Annotated in this window: 16 protein-coding genes; 12 read left to right on the top strand and 4 right to left on the bottom strand. The window is 65.8% G+C overall.

All coding sequences use genetic code 11. The features are described from left to right. Positions 1 to 114 precede the first annotated feature (114 nt). From CXY70_RS15555 to CXY70_RS15535, 5 genes are all read left to right on the top strand, one after another. Positions 115 to 1308, top strand: a complete 1194-nt coding sequence (locus tag CXY70_RS15555; protein WP_104193258.1) for a TadA family conjugal transfer-associated ATPase — start codon at positions 115 to 117, stop codon at positions 1306 to 1308. Positions 1309 to 1350: 42 nt separating this feature from the next. Continuing rightward, complete coding sequence (locus CXY70_RS15550; protein ID WP_104193257.1) at positions 1351 to 2550, top strand: type II secretion system F family protein; 1200 nt, start codon at positions 1351 to 1353, stop codon at positions 2548 to 2550. An 85-nt stretch (positions 2551 to 2635) separates the two neighbouring features. Further along, positions 2636 to 2839 carry a DUF4244 domain-containing protein gene (locus CXY70_RS15545; RefSeq protein ID WP_104193256.1) on the top strand — a complete coding sequence of 68 codons (204 nt, stop codon included), beginning with the start codon at positions 2636 to 2638 and terminating at the stop codon, positions 2837 to 2839. Next, positions 2820 to 3170 (top strand): TadE family type IV pilus minor pilin, encoded by a 351-nt coding sequence (locus CXY70_RS15540; protein WP_233205979.1) that lies wholly within the window; start codon positions 2820 to 2822, stop codon positions 3168 to 3170. Before CXY70_RS15545 ends, CXY70_RS15540 begins: the two co-directional genes overlap by 20 nt. Then, positions 3167 to 3544 (top strand): Rv3654c family TadE-like protein, encoded by a 378-nt coding sequence (locus CXY70_RS15535; protein WP_158250999.1) that lies wholly within the window; start codon positions 3167 to 3169, stop codon positions 3542 to 3544. The genes CXY70_RS15540 and CXY70_RS15535 overlap by 4 nt, the downstream gene beginning before the upstream one ends. 31 nt (positions 3545 to 3575) lie before the next feature. On the opposite strand, the gene CXY70_RS15530 is transcribed toward CXY70_RS15535, so the two are convergent. Then, a complete protein-coding gene (locus CXY70_RS15530) occupies positions 3576 to 3812 on the bottom strand; it encodes a hypothetical protein (RefSeq protein WP_104193254.1) in 237 nt (78 codons plus the stop codon). Between the two features lie 206 nt (positions 3813 to 4018). On the opposite strand from CXY70_RS15530, the gene topA reads away from it, so the two are divergent. Genes topA through CXY70_RS15510 form a run of 4 tightly spaced genes read left to right on the top strand, consistent with a single transcriptional unit; the run spans position 4019 to position 9839 of the window. Further along, positions 4019 to 7042 carry a type I DNA topoisomerase gene (topA, locus tag CXY70_RS15525; RefSeq protein WP_104193253.1) on the top strand — a complete coding sequence of 1008 codons (3024 nt, stop codon included), beginning with the start codon at positions 4019 to 4021 and terminating at the stop codon, positions 7040 to 7042. Then, a complete protein-coding gene (tmk, locus tag CXY70_RS15520) occupies positions 7039 to 7656 on the top strand; it encodes a dTMP kinase (RefSeq protein WP_233205978.1) in 618 nt (205 codons plus the stop codon). Before topA ends, tmk begins: the two co-directional genes overlap by 4 nt. 54 nt (positions 7657 to 7710) lie before the next feature. After that, complete coding sequence (locus CXY70_RS15515; RefSeq protein ID WP_104193251.1) at positions 7711 to 9186, top strand: cell wall metabolism sensor histidine kinase WalK; 1476 nt, start codon at positions 7711 to 7713, stop codon at positions 9184 to 9186. Beyond that, the gene (locus CXY70_RS15510) at positions 9183 to 9839 is read left to right on the top strand and encodes a response regulator transcription factor (protein WP_104193250.1); all 657 of its coding nucleotides are present in this window, start codon (positions 9183 to 9185) and stop codon (positions 9837 to 9839) included. Before CXY70_RS15515 ends, CXY70_RS15510 begins: the two co-directional genes overlap by 4 nt. Positions 9840 to 9925: 86 nt before the next feature. Here CXY70_RS15510 and CXY70_RS15505 read toward each other — a convergent pair whose 3' ends face one another. The 3 genes from CXY70_RS15505 to CXY70_RS15495 all read right to left on the bottom strand — a co-directional run bounded on the left by CXY70_RS15505 (position 9926) and on the right by CXY70_RS15495 (position 12010). Then, on the bottom strand, positions 9926 to 10315 hold the full coding sequence (locus tag CXY70_RS15505) for a hypothetical protein (RefSeq protein ID WP_104193249.1): 390 nt from the start codon (positions 10313 to 10315) through the stop codon (positions 9926 to 9928). 131 nt (positions 10316 to 10446) lie between these two features. Then, positions 10447 to 11691, bottom strand: coding sequence for a phosphotransferase family protein (locus tag CXY70_RS15500; RefSeq protein ID WP_158250998.1), 1245 nt, complete (start codon positions 11689 to 11691; stop codon positions 10447 to 10449). Next, the gene (locus tag CXY70_RS15495; RefSeq protein ID WP_104193247.1) at positions 11669 to 12010 is read right to left on the bottom strand and encodes a hypothetical protein; all 342 of its coding nucleotides are present in this window, start codon (positions 12008 to 12010) and stop codon (positions 11669 to 11671) included. The genes CXY70_RS15500 and CXY70_RS15495 overlap by 23 nt, the downstream gene beginning before the upstream one ends. A gap of 236 nt (positions 12011 to 12246) precedes the next feature. Between CXY70_RS15495 and CXY70_RS15490 the strand changes: the two genes are divergently transcribed. From CXY70_RS15490 to CXY70_RS15480, 3 genes are all read left to right on the top strand, one after another. Beyond that, a complete protein-coding gene (locus CXY70_RS15490; protein WP_104193246.1) occupies positions 12247 to 13434 on the top strand; it encodes a DNA polymerase III subunit delta' in 1188 nt (395 codons plus the stop codon). Positions 13435 to 13527: 93 nt separating this feature from the next. Next, positions 13528 to 15063 (top strand): alpha/beta hydrolase, encoded by a 1536-nt coding sequence (locus CXY70_RS15485; protein WP_104193245.1) that lies wholly within the window; start codon positions 13528 to 13530, stop codon positions 15061 to 15063. A 70-nt stretch (positions 15064 to 15133) separates the two neighbouring features. After that, complete coding sequence (locus CXY70_RS15480) at positions 15134 to 15358, top strand: hypothetical protein (RefSeq protein WP_104193244.1); 225 nt, start codon at positions 15134 to 15136, stop codon at positions 15356 to 15358. The last annotated feature ends 160 nt before the right edge of the window (positions 15359 to 15518 follow it).

Below are 15518 nucleotides of genomic sequence, written 5' to 3'. Positions count from 1 at the left end.
CGTGGTTGTGGATTCATGCTGGTGCGGCTCCTCCCCAGCGGACCTGACCAACAGGCTGTGCACGGATTGTGCCGGGGAAGCTGTCACCGGGCCGGCTCACCGTACCGTCGAGGCATGGGCCAGCCTTTCATTGCCGTTCCGTCCTACGCCGTGCCAGCTGCCGAGACGATTTCTGCCGCGCCGGCTGCTGCAGCGTCGTCCTCGGCACCCGTGGAAGATCCCTGGTCTGCGCGGTCGGACACTTCACGTTCACCAGTCGCACCACCGGCGAATTTAGCTCGGCATCGCACTGCAAAACCGGATGCCGCTGGCACCCTGCCGCCAGCCGACGCGGCAGCAGCAGCCTCGGCAGCGGGCTGCAGCGAGCGCCTGAACGTGCGCGCGCTGGGTCCGCTGGCCAGCTATGCCTCAGTTCCGGACACCACGGACCTGTTTGTCAACGGGGAGTCCGGGCTCTGGATCGATGCCGGACATGGCCTCGCCTTCGTGTCGGCCTGGCACCTCGGTGAGGCCGAGGTTCGTGAGCTGGCTGTGCGCCTGATCGCACTTGGTGGGCGACACATCGATGAGGCGAGCCCCTGCGTCGACGTACGTTTGGCCGACGGGATTCGGGTGCACGCCGTGCTTCCGCCGGTATCGAGCACGGGAACCCTGCTGTCAATTCGGCTGCCGCACGCTGCCGACCGGAGCCTCGGTGCACTCGCTGACGCCGGACTGTTTGGCACGGGGGAGGCATGCGCTGCCCGGCTGAATCGGCTGCGTGCTGCGGTGCACGGCCGCCAAAATCTGCTCATCACCGGTGCCGCGGGGAGTGGAAAAACTACGCTGCTGGCGGCCCTGTTGGGGGAAGCGCCAGCAGACGAGCGCATCGTCGCGATCGAAGACGTCGCGGAGCTGCGCATTCGGCATCCGCACGTGGTGGCCCTCGAGGCCAGGCAGGCCAATCTGGAGGGGGCGGGGCGCATCGGCCTGGAGGCGCTGCTGCGGGAAGCACTGCGCATGCGGCCGGATCGCCTCGTGCTCGGCGAATGCCGGGGGTCGGAGATTCGGGAGTTGCTCGCCGCGCTCAACACCGGGCACGACGGAGGAGCGGGCACGCTGCACGCTAATTCGCTTGACGACGTGCCGGCTCGACTGGAGGCGCTTGGTTCACTCGCCGGGATGAGCGCTTCGGCCGTGGCGCGGCAAACGGTAAGTGCCATCGGGCTGGTGCTGCACCTGGAACGCACCGACGGGGTTCGCAGGCTCGAGGCGGTTGGCCGATTCACCCTCGATAGCCGTGACCGTCTCTCGATCGAAGCGATCTGATGCTCCGAGATCGATCAGTCACGATTCGCAGAACGTGCGACGATGCGTCGCGCTGACACGGTACCGCCGATCGAAGAGGTCGCGGCGGTCACGCAACGGCTGGCCGTGTTGCTGTCGGCCGGTGTTTCCCCGGTCTCGGCCTGGGGCTACCTGTTGCCGGAGCACGGCGCGGTTGCGCCTCGGGCGCCTCGCGCCGACCAGCAGAATGTCGGCTTGCCTCGGGGGATGGGCGGACCAGAGAGGTCAGTTCGTGGGCGGGTCGGAAGCCGGCAGGGGGCCGTGCCAGCGACGGACGCGGAGGCGGCTCCGGTCACCGCACCGATCAAGCCCCGGGCGGCCGATTCGAAGCACGCGGGCACGGCCACCGCGCCTATCCTGCGTGCTGCAGCGCGCGCCGCGGCTCGGGGCGACAGCGTGGCCGATGCGATCGCCGTCGAGGCGCGTCTGCAACCACGGGACATTCCGCAGGGGCTCGTCGCCGCGCGGGCCTCCGCTGGACGGCCTGCTCGGCGACGCGACGACGCGGCGGGCCAAGCCGAGCGCGCCTGGCTCGGGCTCGCTGCGGCCTGGCAGGTGGCCACGCAGGCTGGTGCGCCGCTGGCCGGGTGCCTGCGTGAGCTCGCTGGGTCGCTGCGCGAACTCGCCCAGGTGCAGCGCGATCTGGAGGTGGCGCTGGCCGCGCCGCGGGCCACGGCACGACTGGTGATGGTGCTGCCCGTGATCGGAGTCGTGTTCGGCAGCCTGATGGGTTTCGATTCCCTGCATACCCTGTTTTTGACCGTGCCGGGGCTGGTCTGTCTCGGTGGCGGCGCTCTTCTGATGCTCGCCGCAGCAGGCTGGAACCGTGCGCTGGTGCGCCGGGCGGGCCCGACCGACCTGACACCAGGGCTGCGACTGGAACTTATGGCAATTGCCATGTCCGGTGGCGGGTCGATCGACCGTTCGCGGGCGTTGGTACACACGGCCGCCGAGCGATACGGCATTGCGCCCGGCGCTGATGGTGGTTCCGTTGACCGGATACTTGGCTTGTCGACGCGTGCGGGAGTTCCCGCGGCGGAGCTGCTGCGCAGCGAGGCGGAACAGCTGCGTCGCGATGCCCGAAGCGCTGGACAACGTCGGGCCGCAACTCTCTCGGTAACGCTCATGCTGCCGCTCGGCCTCTGCGTTCTGCCCGCGTTCATGCTGGTGGGCGTGGTGCCGTTGCTGCTCAGCGTGCTCTCCTCCACCCTGACGACGTTCTGAAACTCTCCACAGATAAGCGCATGCCGCGGCGCGCGCTGGCGGATGGAAGCAGGATGAACGTGCTCGTGCCGCCCAACCCGCGTCGATGGACGCCGAAGGAGACGAGTCTGTGTATACAAAGAACACCCTGAAAACCCTGGCCGACGAAGCCGGAGCCGCGACAGCGGAATACGTTGTCGCCACGATGGCCGCGGTCGGGTTTGCCGGGCTGCTCATCGTCATTCTGCGCAGTGATGAAGTGCGGGGAATGCTCACCGATCTGGTGCGACGTGCCCTCAGCATCGAGTAGCGCAAACAACAGGGGCAGCACGACCGCCGAATTCGCCACGGCACTGCCGGCGGTCGTGCTCGTTCTGGCCTGCTGCCTCGGTGCAGTGCAGGTGGTCGGTGTGCAAGTACGGCTGACGGATGCCGCTGCCAGCGCCGCTCGTGCGCTCGCCCGTGGCGACACCGCGGCGCGCGCCGCCGGCCTCGTCCTTCAAAGCGTGCCGGGGGCCAGCCTGGTTTCGGAACGTCGCGGCGATTTTGTCTGTGCTCGAGTTGCCACGCACAGCCTGCCGGGGATCTTTGCCGGGCTGAATCTCGAAGCACACTCATGTGCCCTGGCCGGCGGTCAATGAGCGCATGCGGCGACACGGCGAATGTGCCCGGCGTCGCCGGCGAAAGCTCCGAGCGGGGAGCGGGGTCGATCCTCGCCCTCGCGCTGCTCGCTGCGACAGTGTTACTGACGACGCTCGTCGTATCGGTTCTCGCCCTGCTCGCGGCTGGCCGGTCCGTCGCGAACGCGGCCGACGCGGCCGCGCTCGCCGCCGCAGACACCGCCTCCGGCGCGATCGCAGGTTACCCGTGCGAGGCTGCGCGGGCTGTGGCCTCGCTGAATGGGACTGCCGTCACGCACTGCTCGGTAACGGGGCTGATCGCATCCGTTTCGGTGGGGCTGCGGGTGCAGGGCATAGATATTTTCGCGAATGCCCGGGCCGGGCCGCCGCCCTGATGTACTCCCGCTCAAAGCCGGGCCGGGCGAATCAGGAGAGGAGCACCTCAAGATAATGGTATTCGACCGCGCTCGGCCGGCCGGGGGAATCGGAACCCTCGAACTCCAGGCCGGCGCCGCGGGCGTAAAGATAGCGCTTGCCGGACTCGGCCGGGATCTCGATGCGCGGCTGCGGATCGCCCGAGTCGAGAAAGGTCGTTGTGATTGTTTTGCCCTGAAGGGGGCCATCCGTCAACTTCGCGGTGTATGTGGCCGTCATTGTACCCATGGGACTATTCTGCACTTGGGCGGGCAAACGGCAAGGGTTCGGGATTGTTGGGCGTCTCGCTCAGAGCGAACTGGGCGGTGGCTGGGAGTGCCGTGTGCGTGAGCGTGACGCGCCGAGACGTGCCCGTCGATTAGGCGGGCACTCCATTCCGGTGTGTATGGTGTGCCTTGGCCCATTTTTGGTCACTACGTATAAAGAGGAGTCTGGTGCCAGGCACTAAGAAGCTGGTCATTGTTGAATCACCGACCAAGATGAAGTCGATCGCCGCGTATCTCGGCGACGGCTACGAGGTATTGTCCTCGGTCGGTCACATTCGCGATCTGATCGAGCCGAAAAACCTGCCGCCTGAGCTCAAGAAAGGCGCCCTCGGCCGATTCTCGGTCGATGTGGAGAACGGCTTTGAACCCTACTACGTAGTCTCCGACGCCAAGAAGAAGACCGTCAGTGAGCTCAAGCGGGCCCTCAAGAATGCGAACGAACTCTTGCTCGCAACTGATGAGGACCGCGAGGGCGAGGCCATCGCCTGGCACCTGCTGCAGGTGCTGCAGCCCAAGGTTCCGGTCAAGCGCATGGTGTTTCACGAGATCACCAAAGACGCCATCCTCGCCGCCAAGGACAACACCCGCGACCTCGACACCGCCCTCGTCGACGCGCAGGAGACCCGCCGTATCCTCGACCGCATCTACGGCTACGAGATTTCCCCGGTGCTGTGGCGCAAGGTCGGCCCCGGCCTGTCCGCCGGCCGCGTGCAGAGCGCCGCGACCCGCCTCGTCGTCGACCGAGAGAAGGAGCGCCTCGCGTTCGTCTCCGCCGGATACTGGGATCTGCTCGCGCGACTGGCGGCATCCGCTTCGCAGGCTGATCAGGCGTTCGATGCCAAGCTCGTGCGCCTGAACGGTGAGCGCATTGCCACCGGTGGCGACTTCGACGATTCCGGTGCGCTCAAGCCCAGCGTGAAGGCCGTCACCCTCGACGCCTCCGCTGCGCAGGCCCTGACCATCGCTCTGAAGAGTCCCAGTGTGAAGCTCGAAGTGACCAAGGTCACCTCCAAGCCGTATCGTCGCAGTCCCGCCGCACCGTTCACGACCTCGACCCTGCAGCAGGAAGCGGCGCGCAAGCTGCGTTTCACCGCCCGGCAGACCATGAGTGTGGCCCAGTCGCTGTACGAAAATGGGTACATCACCTACATGCGTACCGACTCGCCATCGCTCGGACAGCAGGCCCTCACCGCCGCACGCACCCAGGCCGCTGCCCTGTACGGCGCCGAGACGGTTCCGGACGCCCCGCGCGCCTACAAGGGTAAGAGCAAGAACGCACAGGAAGCGCACGAGGCCATTCGCCCCTCCGGCGACACTTTCCGCACCCCGGCGTCGCTCGCGCCGAGCCTGCGTGGCAACGACTTCAGGCTGTACGAGCTGATCTGGAAGCGCACCGTCGCCTCGCAGATGAAGGACGCCACCGGGTCGACGGCCTCTGTGACTATCGCGGCCGGCCCGACGGGCACATCGGAGCATGCCTCGGCGTCGGGCGCGCTCGCCGAGTTCTCGGCCAGCGGAACCGTCATCACCTTCCGTGGTTTCATGCTCGCCTACGAGGAGTCGAAGGACGAGGAGCGCAACGCGGAGGCCGTTGCGACCGAGTCCAAGCTGCCGCCGCTCGAAGAGGGCCAGAAGCTGGTTCTGCAGGACCTCGAGGCCAAGGGGCATGAGACGACCCCGGCCGCCCGCTACACCGAGGCCAGCCTGGTGAAGAAGCTCGAAGAGCTTGGCATCGGCCGCCCGTCGACGTTCGCCTCGATCATCTCGACCATCACCGAGCGCGGCTATGTCACGCCGCGCGGCCAGTCACTCGTTCCCAACTGGATCGCGTTCTCGGTCGTGCGCCTGCTCGAAGAATTCTTCGGCGACTTGGTCGAATACGACTTCACCGCCGAGATGGAGGACGACCTCGACCGCATCGCCGGCGGCGAAGCCAACCGCCTCGACTGGCTCAACAGCTTCTACTTCGGCAGCGACAAGCACCGGGGCCTTCGTCAGGTCATCGACAACCTCGGCGAAATCGACCCGCGCGTGATCAACTCGGTCGCCATCAGCGACGACATCACGCTGCGTATCGGCAAGTACGGTCCCTACCTCGAGGTCATCGACCCCGACGCTGCAGCGGATGCCCCGCCCCGCCGCGTAAACATCCCACCGGAACTCGCGCCCGACGAACTGACCGCCACCAAAGCACGCGAGCTCATCGACGCTCCCGTCGTCACGGACCGGGTCATCGGACTCAACCCGGAGAACGGTAAGGAGATCGTTGCCAAGGACGGCCGGTTCGGACCGTACGTCACCGAGCTCGCGCCGGCTCCGGCCGAGCCCGACGTTCCGGCCGTTGTCGACGTACCCGTCGAAGCCATCGACCCCGCCACCGGCGAGGTCACCGTCGTGAAGCCGAAGCGCAAGCCGGCCGCGAAAAAGGTGGCCTTAGCTGACAAGCCGCGTACAGCATCCATTTTCAAATCTATGGACCTGGCCACCGTCGACCTCGAAACGGCGCTGCGCTTGCTTGCCTTGCCGCGCACGGTCGGGCTCGACCCGGAGACCGGCACCGAGATTCTGGCGCAGAACGGCAAGTTCGGGCCGTATCTGAAGAAGGGCATCGATACCCGGTCGCTCACGAGCGAAGACCAGATCTTCGACATCGACCTTCCGGGCGCGATCGAGCTCTACGCGCAGCCGAAGTACGGTGCGCGCCGGGCGTCGAGTGCCCTGAAGGAATTCGAAGCACCCGACCCCGAAAGTGGCAAGGCGATCAAGATCAAGGACGGCCGGTTTGGCGCCTACGTGACCGACGGGGTCACCAACGCGACCATTCCCAAGTCGGAGGACATCGAGGAGATCGACTTCGACCGTGCAGTGCAGCTGCTCGCGGACAAGCGGGCCAAGGGTCCGGCCGCGCCGCGCAAGAAGGCACCGGCCAAGAAGGCCGCCGTCAAGAAGTTAGCGGTGAAGAAGGTGCCGACTGCAGCAGCGAAGGCGGCCACTGCAAAGAAGGCCGCCGCGACCCGGGCCGCGAACGCGGCAGCCAAGGCGGCGTTGGCGGGCACGCCCACGGTCAAGAAGCCCACGGTCAAGAAGCCGGCCGTCAAGAAGCTGGCGGTCAAGAAGCCGGCCGTGACGAAAGCGGCCAGTTCGGCTGCTGAATCCGCTGCCACGACCACGATCGCGCCGAAGGCGTCGTGACCGGTCTGTTCATCACCCTCGAGGGCGGCGACGGCTCTGGCAAGACCACGCAGGCGCAACTGTTGACCGACTGGCTCGAAGAGCGGGGGCGCACTGTCGTGCGCACCCGCGAGCCCGGGGGAACAGATCTCGGCGTGGAGATTCGGCAGATCGTGCTGCACCATCGCGGGGAGGTCGACCCGCGCGCGGAGGCGCTGCTCTACGCCGCCGACCGCGCCCAGCACGTGGGCACCAAGCTGCGGCCGGCGCTCGCCCGCGGTGACGTGATCGTGCAGGATCGCTACCTGGACTCCTCTGTCGCCTATCAGGGGGCCGGGCGGGTGCTCGGTGCCACTGAGGTCCGTGACCTGTCGCTCTGGGCGGCCGAAGGTCTGCTTCCCGACCTGACCGTGCTGCTCGACCTCGACTCGCGCGTAGCCCGGGCCCGGCTCGATGCTGACGACAAAGTCTTCGACCGGCTCGAGGCCGAGAAGAACGACTTTCATACCCGGGTGCGCGCTGCGTTCCTCGAATTGGCTGTCGCCGAACCCGACCGGTTCTTGGTATTGGATGCCGCAGCACCGGCAGCCGACATCGCCGCCAGCATCAGAGCTCGGGTAGCGCCCCTCCTCTAATGTCTAAGGCCCGGATCGTTGACGTGCGTCACCCCGTTTGGGGATACTGAAACTATGAGCTCGTCTTCATCGGCCGCTGTGCGATCCGGTTGGTCGGTGCGGGTGCGTATCCTCGCCGCCATTTTGGTCGTTGCCGGCCTCGGCCTGGCCGTAGCCGGCGGGACGGCGTACCTCGTGCAGCGCGATCGTGCCCTACACGACGTCGATGCTCGTCTCGCGACGAGTGTGGAGAGTGTGCGCTTCATTGTCACCGGGGCGCAGACTACTAATCTCAACGAGGTTGACGCTTTGCCTGAAGCTTCGGGCTCGGCTTATTCCTCGACCAGGGCAGCCTTGCAGGCGGTAATGGCTCGACTCGTTCCGAGCCCCAACGAGAGCACCCTCGGCATCATCGACGGTGTTCCGGCGCTGATTCCGGGCACCGAATTGTCATTTCACCTGGAAGACGACGCCGGGTTCATTCTGCGCATCCTCGACGAGGTCGCCGGCGTCAATGTCGTGCGCGGCACGGCCGTATCCGAACTCGGCAACCTGCGCTACATCGCCGCGCCGGTGACCGTGGAGGGCAGCGGGGAAGTCGGAATCTTCGTCACGGCCTTCGACCTTGATGCCGAGCTCGGCGAATTGACGAGCGCGTTTCGCATCTATGCGGCCGTAGCGGCCGCGGCGCTCGTGGCCATCGGGCTGGTCGGGTGGTTCGTCGCCGGCCGGTTGCTTCGGCCGGTGCGCCAGCTGCAGACCGCGGCTTCGCGGATCACCGCATCTGACCTGCACGAGCGCATCCCGGTGATCGGCCGCGACGATATCTCCGAGCTCACCCGAACCGTCAACGACATGCTCGAGCGTCTCGATGAGTCGCTGACCGCCCAGCGACAACTACTCGACGATGTACGCCACGAACTCAAGACGCCGATCACCATTGTTCGCGGCCATCTCGAATTGCTGGATCCGCGCAATCCCGACGATGTCGCATCCGCTCGCGAAATTGCCATCGACGAACTCGACCGCATGACAGGGCTGATCGACGACATCGAGTCACTCGCCAATGCTCAGCGCGGCAATCTGCAGCGAGTACCAACGGATGCCGCCGACCTTACCGAGCAGTTCTACCTCAAGGTCAGTGCGCTCCCTGACCACGTGTGGATCCTGGCCGAGCGGGCGCACGTTGTCGTTCCCGTCGATCCCGCGCGCCTCACGCAGGCGTTCATTCAGCTGGCGAACAACGCCGCCAAACATTCGGCACCCGGCACGAGCATCGAAATTGGCTGTACCGAACATGCCGACGCCGTCGAGTTCTGGATCCGCGATCACGGCCCTGGTATTCCGGCGGAGGCGAAGGCCCGCATTTTTGAACGGTTCGGCCGGGTCGATTCCGGACGGGGGGTCGAAGGCTCCGGTCTCGGACTGCCGATCGTCGACGCCATTGCGCGGGCGCATGGCGGCTATGTCGATCTGGTGACGTCACCGGACGGGTCGCGGTTTGGTATCCTCCTGCCGCGCCGCGTTGTCGACGTGGTGCCAGCGAAATGACGAGCATTCTCATCGCCGAGGACGAGGCGCGCATTGCCCTGTTCGTAAGCAAGGGTCTGCGGGCGGCCGGATACTCATCGACCGTGGTCGGTGACGGGCTCGACGCGGTGAGCTACGCCCAGACCGGTACCTTCGACCTGTTGCTGCTTGATGTGGGGCTGCCGAGCATCGACGGGTTCGAGGTGATGAAACGAATCCGGGCAGAGCGGCTGCCGCTGCCGATCATTATGCTGACGGCTCGCTCTCAGACCAGTGATATGGTCGCCGGCCTCGACGGCGGTGCCGATGACTATCTCGCGAAACCGTTCAAGTTCGATGAACTGCTGGCACGCATCCGCTTGCGCCTGCGTGCTGCCGAGCAGAGTTCGCCGACCGGTCTGGCCTATGGGGACCTCGTGCTTGATCTGCGCACCCGACGCGCGACAGTAGGGGCGCGAACGGTGGAACTGTCCGCCCGGGAATTTGCCCTCGCTGAAGAGTTTCTTCGGCACCCGGATCAGGTGCTCAGCCGGGAGCAGCTGTTGAGTCGGGTTTGGGGTTACGACTTCGATCCGGGATCCAACGTCGTAGACGTGTATGTGAGGTACCTCAGGGCGAAGTTCGGGCCCGAACGCATTCAGACGGTACGCGGGATGGGATATCGACTCAAGTAAGGCCGGTTCGGTGCGCCCTGGCGACGCAAGAAAGCCCGGGCTCGGGCCCGGGCTTTCTTAGGCGTTACGCAGTGGTGATGTTCTGCCTAGTCGACAGACGCCGGGCTCTGCACAGACACCGGGCTGGCGGGGGACGCAACAGATGGGGCGGAGACCGGGGTCACGACAGACGGGGCGGAGACCGTTGATGTGACGCTCGCCGCACTCGGGGTGGAATCGATGCTCGAGGTGCTGGACGAGTCGCTCGAGAATGAGTCTGAATCGTCGAACGTCGAGACGTTCGGGGTACTGAACGGAACCGCGGTGGTGGGCGAGACGGCCCCCACCGGCTGCACACCAATCGAAGCTCCCGAACGGTCTTCGATCTCAAAAGCATTTGCTGCGGTCACTGCGCCACCGGCGAGCAGCCCGATGCCGAGTGCGGATCCGGCGCCCATGGCGATCCAACGCTTTTTTGTCGTCATCTTGAGGTTCATGGTGTCTCCTTGTGGGTATTGAGCCAAGCGTGTGCTCGTCTTCGGTTACTTCAAGATTCGTGCCCCTGGATGAGAAGCCTCGGTGCCGGACGTGAGAGGACTCTCATTTTGGCCGGCGGCATCCGCTGGTCTTAGGAGGGAGAGGGGTCGCCGACGAGTTCGGCGACCGCGCCGAGAAGTTGTGTGCTGTGCGCGCCGGGACTCAACACGTGCCCCAGAAGGTGCGTTGCCGCGATGTATCGTGCTCGGTAAGCAAATGTATCGTCGCGCCGAGACCACCGGCTGCGTGCGGCGGCTGCCAAAGCGCGACAGCTCTCGGCCGCCGCGGGGCTTGCCTGGTCGTCGTGGTGTAGGGCGCTCACGACGAGGTGTGCGTAGAGGGCAGCGGCATCGTCGGCCGGGTCGCCCAGCCCGGCCGTGTCGATGTCGAGCACGCCGGATATGCGCGGACGGTTGGGTGATGCGAAACCGGAAACGAGCGAATTCGGGTCCAGAAAGATCTGGCCAAGGTGCAGGTCGCCGTGCACCGTGACTGGTTCGCCGGGCGTCGCAGCGGCGCGCATCCGTTCGATGGCGGCGCCGAGTGCGGTGACCCGGGGCGCCTCGGCCGGTAGCAGGGAGCACACCCGCTGCACGTACCAGGGCAGACGCTCTGACAGTGACGCTCGCGCCGGGTCAGAACTTTCGATCAGGCTAATCTCGTGCGTGAGGCGATCCAGCTCATCGAGAAACGGGCCGAGGGGTAGCTGCGCGACCACCTGGCTCGCCTCGACGCCGTAAACGGACTCAAGCGCGATAAATCCATCGGCGCTCCAGCCTCTGCTGCGCGGTACAGGAACGCCGGCGGCTCCCCAGAGCAGATGGCGGGCGTGCAGCGGCCCCGCAGCGGCCGGGCGAACGACCTTGAGATACACCGTGAACTCGGGCGCGATCATGCGCACGACGGCCCGCTTTCCGGGGCGGTAGGCCGCAACGGTGACGCTGAGGCTGCTGGAGTGCAGGCCGAGGCGGTCGAGAAGGATGCTGGCAGCATCGGGGTAAACCGCCGCGGCCAGCGCCGGCAACTCGGGATCGTTCGGGTACAACCAGGCCGCCACGCTCTCGCCGGTCTGCTCGTCACGAAACGCGAGTACGCCGGGCCGGTCCCGTGTTGTGGGATTGGATTCGAGGTAGACGGTGTGCGATTCGGGATCGTGCGTGCCCGAATTCAACTCGATGGTGTACCCGGCGGTGAACCCGCGCGCGGTCGTCTCGATGCTGAACCGGTGCAGCCCAACCAAGGTCATGCCGAGTGACTCCGCGACAGCCTCGAGGATATCGGGCGCCTGTTCGAGCGGATGCGGCCCGCCGGGGTCAGTCGTTGTCAACGTCAACATCAACGTCGTCAACGTCAACGTCGTCAACATCGTTAATATCGAGGTCGTCGTCGTCGTCATCATCATCATCGATGGTCTGCGATCCTGCCGGGGGCACAGCGACGGGTGCCGTCGGACTGGCCGTCGGCGAAGATTCGGGCAGAGCGCCTGCACCGGTCGCGTTCGGGTCTGCGACGGTGCTTACGGGATCGGTCAGCTGAACGAGGCCGGGTTGGTCGTCGATGGTCAGGGCAGACGTCAACGCGACAGCCCCTGCGGACCCGGCACTGAGGATGAGCACGACTGCGGCACCGAGGGCCAACTTATAGAGCGTCTGCATTGTTCCAGTGTGGGGCCCCACCGCGCGTGTTCGCCGAGAGCAAGATGAGAAGGTTCTCATGTTGAGCCGCGACCACAGCGCAAGGGTGCTGCGCACATTCCGGGCCCACCTTGCGAAAACGGGCCCAGCTTCTAGCCCGGGCCCGCGTTCCGGCCCGGGTCCGCGTTCCGGCCCGGGCCTCGATCGCTTCGTGCGGAGGACACGGCGGTGTCGGCGGGGCGGGTTACCCTTGACTCATGGCAGTGTGGGACAACCTAACGGGACAGGCCGACGCGATCGCCATCTTTCGGGCAGCGGCGCAGCGGGCACCGTCCGGCACCGGTACCGCCACCGCCGAATCGTCTTCCATGACCCACGCCTGGCTTATCACCGGCCCGCCGGGTTCCGGCCGCTCTAACCTCGCTTTCGCTTTTGCGGCGGCCCTGCTAAGCCCCGGTACCCCCGACGGCGACCTCGCGGCCGCCCGCCAGGTCGACGCGCGCACCCACCCCGACCTCAGCGTGCTCAGTACTGAGGGCGTCATTATCCCGATGAAGACCGTCAAGGAAGCCGTCGCCCGCTCGCAGTACTCGCCATCGGTCGGTCGCTACCGGGTCGTCGTCGTCGAAGATGCCGACCGCATGGTCGAACGCACGTCGAACGTGCTCCTCAAAGCCCTCGAAGAACCACCCGAACGCACCGTGTGGATTTTGTGCGCGCCGAGCGAGGCAGACTTGCTCCCCACTATCCGGTCCCGCGTGCGCACCGTGCGCCTGCGCGTTCCGAGTGTTGCCGATGTCGCCGACCTGCTCGTTCGCCGCAATGGCGTCGACCCCGCCGTTGCAGAGCTCAGCGCCCGGCTCGCCCAAAGCCACATCGGGATGGCTCGACGGCTTGCCACCAATGCGGATGCGCGGGAACGTCGCGAGGAGACCCTGCGCGCGGCCCTCGGCATCCGCTCGGTGTCGTCGGCCGTCAATGCGGCCGCGCGGCTGCTCGCGATCGCAGGAGACGACGCGAAGGCGATCACCCTCGAACTGGATGCCGCCGAGCGCGACGGCATGCTGCGCTCGCTCGGAATCGAGGCCGGGCAGTCCGTGCCGCCGGGGCTGCGCGGCCAGATCAAAGATCTTGAAGACGACCAAAAGCGTCGGGCGAAACGCAGCCTGCATGACGGCATCGACCGCATTCTGGTTGACCTGGCCTCGCTGTACCGGGACGTCTGCATGGTGCAGCTTGGCCGGGAACAAGCTGTGATCAACCGTGAGCTGCTCGCCGAGCTGCGCACGGCGAGTATGGCCAGCGCCCCAGCAGCCACGGTCGCCACGATAGACGCGATTGCCGTGGCACGCCAGCGGATTCAATCCAATGTTGCCCCGGCCCTCGCCCTCGAAGCGATGCTCGTGTCGGCGATCCGTCGCCCACAGTTGCATCAGCCACAGTGACGTCGCGCACAGTGACGTCGCCCACAGTGACTCCCAGCCGCCTTCGGTAGCCTGAATCGCAGCATCCGCTTGACGCCATGAAAGAGGAACACGTTGAACCGACGCAATCGCGCTACCAGCATCGCGGCCGCAGCCCTGACTCTGACACTCGCTCTCAGCGGATGCGCCACCCTCTTCACCGCGAATTCCGCGCCCACTGATTCCACCCCCACCGGCGAGCAGGTGGCGGACAACCTCGATCCGTTCTATAGCCAGGTGCTGCAGTGGGACGACTGTGGCGACGGCCTGCAGTGCACCGAGGCTTCTGCGCCGCTCGACTACAGCGACCCGGCCGCCGGGGATATTTCGCTCGCTTTGGTACGCCAGGTCGCCACCGGCAACGACCGGATCGGTTCGCTGTTGGTGAATCCCGGCGGGCCTGGTGGTTCCGGCTATGACTTCATCAAGGATTCTCTCGACTTTGCGACCGACGCCACCCTGCAGGAGAGCTTCGACGTCGTTGGGTTCGACCCCCGTGGCGTTGGGCGCTCCTCGGCGGTCTCCTGTTACGACTCCTCGGCGATGGATGAGTACCTCTACGGGCTGACGACCGCAGAGCGCGGAACGGACGCCTGGATTGCCGAGCTCGGGGCCTCCTCCGACGCCTTCGCGGCGGCATGTGCCCAGCAGACCGGGCCACTGCTCGGAACGGTCGACACGAAGAGCGCCGCCCGCGACCTCGACCTTCTGCGCGCAGTGCTCGGCGATACCCAGCTGAACTACCTCGGCTACTCCTATGGCACCTTTCTCGGAGCCACCTATGCCGAACTCTTTCCCGAGAAGGTCGGCCGTCTTGTGCTCGACGGAGCCGTTGACCCGTCGACCAGCAATTTCGAGGTGACCAAGACCCAGGCGGTGGGTTTCGAAAACGCCCTGCGCGCCTACCTCACTGACTGTCTCAAGGGTGAGGACTGCCCGTTCCGAGGAAGCGTCGACAGTGCGATGTCGACGATCGGCGCGTTGCTGAATTCGGTGGATGCGAGCCCCATCACTGCCACGGACGGCCGCCAGCTCGGCGGAAACGCGCTTCTCACGGCGATCATCTACCCGCTCTACCAGGCCACAGCGTGGCCGCAACTGAGCACAATGTTGGATACCGTACTGCACGGCAGCGCCGAGGGCGCGTTTCAATTCGCAGATGCCTACAACGGCCGCGACGCCGACGGTAATTACACCGACAACTCGACCGAATCGTTCATAGCCATCAACTGCATCGATTATTCATACAACGCCGACCCGACCGTAATGCGCGTCCAAGCCGCCGAGCTCGAAGCCGCGGCCCCTGTGATCGGCCCGTTCATGAGCTTCGGCGACATTGGCTGCGCCAATTGGCCCTACAAGTTCACCGGCGAACGCACCGAGATACACGCGTCCGGGGCGGCGCCCATTTTGGTTGTCGGCACCACCAACGATCCGGCAACCCCGTACGTCTGGGCACAGAAGCTGGCCGAACAGCTCGACAGTGGCAGCCTGGTGACCTACACGGGTGAGGGGCACACCGCCTACAACAAGTCGAATTCCTGCGTGAACGATGCTGTCGACTCGTATCTTGTCGACGGTATCGTGCCGGCATCCGACCCGCAGTGTTAACCCAGGCAGCTTTGCGTGCTGTGAAGTAGCTGAAGCATGTCGATCGAAGCTGAAGTGCCCTGACAGCGACGTGCTGGTCGACCTGTCAGTGCTGCTCTCCCAGTGCTTGCAGTGCACGGCTGCAGACCGGAAGGTCCCCGAGCAGCGCCTCTCGGTCATAAAGGAAAACGTCTACCTCTTCGGCATGCGCACGGCTACTCTGCGCGACCTTGAAGACGTCGTACAACAGACCAGCAAGCGACGCTTTACGGCGGATGCGCCGGCTCTCGCCCAAGATCAGGCCGAGCGGTACTAGCGCGCCCTGGCCCCGTGGCCGTGGCCACCATCCGTCATGCCTGGCGGTGCTGGTCTGCGGGCGATGGAGCGAGCCCGTTGTCGGTCCGCGTGGATGCGTCATTCGCAGACGTGTACAGAATCACCCGCAGAAACGACTAGGCTTGGTGGCTGTGTCACCG

This window comes from Cryobacterium sp. Y82 (genome assembly GCF_002929495.1).
GTDB lineage: Bacteria > Actinomycetota > Actinomycetes > Actinomycetales > Microbacteriaceae > Cryobacterium > Cryobacterium serini.
Note: the sequence above shows the minus strand (reverse complement) of the source record. Positions and strands in the feature narration are given on the sequence as shown.

Bases quoted from the DNA above. Each gene is read 5' to 3' on its own strand.
- CXY70_RS15555 (WP_104193258.1), top strand. From the start codon at position 115: ATGGGCCAGCCTTTCATTGCCGTTCCGTCCTACGCCGTGCCAGCTGCC.
- CXY70_RS15550 (WP_104193257.1), top strand. From the start codon at position 1,351: ATGCGTCGCGCTGACACGGTACCGCCGATCGAAGAGGTCGCGGCGGTC.
- CXY70_RS15545 (WP_104193256.1), top strand. From the start codon at position 2,636: ATGGACGCCGAAGGAGACGAGTCTGTGTATACAAAGAACACCCTGAAA.
- CXY70_RS15535 (WP_158250999.1), top strand. From the start codon at position 3,167: ATGAGCGCATGCGGCGACACGGCGAATGTGCCCGGCGTCGCCGGCGAA.
- CXY70_RS15530 (WP_104193254.1), bottom strand. From the start codon at position 3,812: ATGGGTACAATGACGGCCACATACACCGCGAAGTTGACGGATGGCCCC.
- CXY70_RS15515 (WP_104193251.1), top strand. From the start codon at position 7,711: ATGAGCTCGTCTTCATCGGCCGCTGTGCGATCCGGTTGGTCGGTGCGG.
- CXY70_RS15510 (WP_104193250.1), top strand. From the start codon at position 9,183: ATGACGAGCATTCTCATCGCCGAGGACGAGGCGCGCATTGCCCTGTTC.
- CXY70_RS15505 (WP_104193249.1), bottom strand. From the start codon at position 10,315: ATGAACCTCAAGATGACGACAAAAAAGCGTTGGATCGCCATGGGCGCC.
- CXY70_RS15500 (WP_158250998.1), bottom strand. From the start codon at position 11,691: ATGTTGACGTTGACAACGACTGACCCCGGCGGGCCGCATCCGCTCGAA.
- CXY70_RS15495 (WP_104193247.1), bottom strand. From the start codon at position 12,010: ATGCAGACGCTCTATAAGTTGGCCCTCGGTGCCGCAGTCGTGCTCATC.
- CXY70_RS15490 (WP_104193246.1), top strand. From the start codon at position 12,247: ATGGCAGTGTGGGACAACCTAACGGGACAGGCCGACGCGATCGCCATC.